Annotated in this window: 2 protein-coding genes and 1 pseudogene; 1 reads left to right on the forward strand and 2 read right to left on the reverse strand. The window is 57.9% G+C overall.

Annotation, left to right across the window (positions count from 1 at the left end; translation table 11 throughout):
- Positions 1-85: 85 nt before the first annotated feature.
- A pseudogene (locus BN1125_RS04795) lies at positions 86-259 on the forward strand (ABC transporter substrate-binding protein); the annotation flags it as partial.
- An 86-nt stretch (positions 260-345) separates the two neighbouring features.
- Here BN1125_RS04795 and yjjG read toward each other — a convergent pair.
- Positions 346-1,026 carry a pyrimidine 5'-nucleotidase gene (gene yjjG / locus BN1125_RS04800; RefSeq protein ID WP_042010989.1) on the reverse strand — a complete coding sequence of 227 codons (681 nt, stop codon included), beginning with the start codon at positions 1,024-1,026 and terminating at the stop codon, positions 346-348.
- Between the two features lie 14 nt (positions 1,027-1,040).
- Positions 1,041-2,540 carry a M17 family metallopeptidase gene (locus tag BN1125_RS04805; RefSeq protein ID WP_042010990.1) on the reverse strand — a complete coding sequence of 500 codons (1,500 nt, stop codon included), beginning with the start codon at positions 2,538-2,540 and terminating at the stop codon, positions 1,041-1,043.
- Positions 2,541-2,725: the final 185 nt, after the last annotated feature.

Here is a 2,725-nt window from a genome sequence, read left to right on the forward strand (position 1 = left end):
TTGGGATGTTATTGGGTGATCGACATGGATGTTATTACGCGATCGGCATGAATGTTATTGAGCGATCGCCATGCGTGGGAATACGCAACTCCATATCTTGCTTCATATCGAACGCACACCAGTCCACCTGATGCTCAGCAAAAAAAGTACGTCACAAGCCCAGCTGGATCGACTCAATCAAGCCATCGCTCAACTCAAGCAAAGCCCCGAATATCAGCAGAACCTGACCCGCTACGCGCTCAAGTGGCTCGCCGAATGACAACGGGAGAGCCGATGGCTCTCCCGTTCCCTACGCAGGTTCCTTTTATTCCGTTCAATAGCGCTTCGACCACGACTTAAGGAGCACTACCGACCAAGCACAATGCCGGCGAGATGGGAGAAATGATGGATCTCGTGGGTAGCATCACACTCACCACGCTGCTTGCCCGGATTATACCAGCAGGTTGCCAGTCCCTGCGTCGCCGCTCCGGCGATGTCGGTTTTCGGATTATCCCCCACCATCAGCACCCTGGCCGGATCCGGCTGCCCCATCAGGGAGAGAGTGTGCTGGAAAATAGCCGGCGCCGGCTTGGTTACCCGGATCTCGTCAGAGATGACCAGGGGTTCGAACCACTCGCTCCAACCCAATTTGCCGAGTCTGCCACGCTGGGGCACGCTGAAACCATTGGTGATGATCCCCATCCGCACCTTGCTGCGCAATTGCTGCAAGGTTTCGACAACCCCGTCGAGAGGCATGCTCAGGGCAATAATCTGCGCCAGAAAAGTATTGTTCATCGCCATGGGGTCGGCCCCAACCTGTTGGGCAAACAGGGCAAAGCGGGTCTGCTGCAGCGCCGTCGCATCGATCTCGCCATCGTTGTACTGCTGCCAGAGCCCATGGTTGATAGCATGGTACTGCGCCATGATGGCGTCATCGGCCTCGACACCATAGGTTCGAAGGGTTTGCGTCAGCGCTGAGGCGACCGGAAAATCGAGTAGGGTTTCATCCAAATCGAACAGCACCCAGTCATAGCTTGGTTGTTTCACAGAACTCCTTGTTATTATTCAGATTGTTCAGAAGCTTGGCGACCAACTCTGCCTAGCGGGCTGGCCAGCAGATCCAGCGTGAGACGCACGCCAAAGCCGGTCACTTCGCTGGAGACCACCCCATTACCCCCCTTGTTGCGAAAACCGCTCAGGTCGAAGTGCAGCCAAGGGGTCTGCTCGGGTACAAAGTGGGCGAGGAAACGGGCCGCATCGATGTGATCCGGCGAACTGCCCGGCGCACACTGCAACAGATCGGCCCACTCGCTCTCGATGTTGTCGTCGTAATCGTCATCAAGCGGGAAGGGCCAGATCCGCTCACCGCTGCGCTGACCCAGATTGACCAGTGATGTCATCCATTCGCTGCGATTGGTAAAGACGCCACTGTAGCGGCTACCCAGCGCCCGTTTGCAGGCCCCGGTCAGGGTTGCGTAATCAAGCAGCAGATCCGGAGTATCCTGCACCGCCATTGCCAGGGTATCGGCCAGTACCATTCGCCCTTCGGCATCGGTATCGACCACCTCGATGGAGGTGCCATTGATGGCAGTCACCACCTCACCGGGACGATAGGCATGAGGGCCGATATGGTTCTCGGCAATGGCCAGCCAGCAGTGTACCTCGTAGGGCAACCGGGCCCGGCTGATAGCGTAGAGTGTACCGAGCGCCACTGCACTGCCCCCCATGTCGAGATGCATACCATACATGCTGCCGGAGACTTTGAGGTTATAGCCACCGGAATCATGGCAGATCCCCTTGCCCACCAATGCAATGCGGCGCACCGGCTTGGGCGGGTAGTAGCTGAGCTTGACCATGGCCCCCCGATTGTCTTCCGAGCCACGAGCAACGGCCAGAAACGCCCCCGCCCCCAGCTCGGCCAGCTGCGCCTGATCATAGTGATGACACTGCCACCCCTCATCTTGCGCCAGCTTGCTGACAAACTCGCGATAGCTGGCGGCCGTCAGCTCGGAGGCAGGCAACACCGCCAGATGGCGAGCCAGCCCGTTGCCCCCCGCTTCGCTGTAGAGGCGTGCCAAGTCCAGCACCACCGCGGGTGAAACCTTGATCTGCTGATAGCTCCAGCTGCTTTCACTGCGGCGCTTGCTGGTGGGCAACGAAATATTGGCGGCAAGCAGGGCCGACAGCATCACTTCGGCCAGCATCACTCGCTCGGAGGGGGAAAAACCCTCCAGATGCAGCCCGAGCCTCTCCACATTGAGCCCAGAGAGAGGAGCAATCCAGCCTCTGACCTGTTTATAGAGGCGGTGATCCCGCGTCACACTGCCGGCCACAAACATCACTTGCAACAGGGTATTGCCATGCATCAGGGTAAAGGGCGCTTTTTTCCCCAGCGCAAGCTGGGTCTGGAGACCCGCAAGGGCGGGGAGCGAAAGCAAGGACTCCTTCTGCTCTTCGGCGATCAGCAGCAGTTGCAACGGCAGCCCTTGGGCAAGGGCTTCGGCCAGCGTGGCATCCCGGCTTTCAATAGCAGGAGGAAGATAGGTGAAGGGAGTGATCACAGGCGCATGCCTCATCCATGAAGAGATACCTGATGATACCCAACAAATGGTTGAGGCGACCAGTTTTGGTCTTGCAACAGCGTCAGAAATAGCAGCAATCACCAGATGGTGACGAGCATCAAGAAGGATTGTTCAATGATTGGCAATACAGGAAGGGAACGTTCAGAAAGTTGGTTGCGGGGGCC

Origin of the sequence: Aeromonas fluvialis (assembly GCF_000819885.1) — a bacterium.
GTDB classification, from domain to species: Bacteria; Pseudomonadota; Gammaproteobacteria; order Enterobacterales; family Aeromonadaceae; genus Aeromonas; species Aeromonas fluvialis.